Origin of the sequence: Paenibacillus sp. 7541 (assembly GCF_002276395.1) — a bacterium.
Classification (GTDB): Bacteria; Bacillota; Bacilli; order Paenibacillales; family Paenibacillaceae; genus Paenibacillus_AQ; species Paenibacillus_AQ campinasensis.
Genome location: NZ_NQLZ01000079.1, coordinates 1 through 439, shown reverse-complemented (window position 1 = coordinate 439; position 439 = coordinate 1). Strand labels below are relative to the sequence as shown.

Below are 439 nucleotides of genomic sequence, written 5' to 3'. Positions count from 1 at the left end.
GTACAGGATAGGTGGGAGCCTAGGAAACCTGAGCGCCAGCTTGGGTGGAGGCGCCGTTGGGATACCACCCTGATCGTATCTAGGTTCTAACCTGGTGCCCTCATCGGGTACAGGGACCGTGTCAGGTGGGCAGTTTGACTGGGGCGGTCGCCTCCTAAAGAGTAACGGAGGCGCCCCAAGGTTCCCTCAGAATGGTTGGAAATCATTCGAAGAGTGCAAAGGCATAAGGGAGCTTGACTGCGAGACCCACAAGTCGAGCAGGGACGAAAGTCGGGCTTAGTGATCCGGTGGTACCGCATGGAAGGGCCATCGCTCAACGGATAAAAGCTACCCTGGGGATAACAGGCTTATCTCCCCCAAGAGTCCACATCGACGGGGAGGTTTGGCACCTCGATGTCGGCTCATCGCATCCTGGGGCTGAAGTAGGTCCCAAGGGTTG

The 439-nt window shown here is 57.6% G+C and carries 1 rRNA gene; it reads left to right on the top strand.

What is annotated here, in order from left to right:
- Positions 1–439, top strand: a 23S ribosomal RNA gene (locus CHH75_RS24485); the annotation flags it as partial.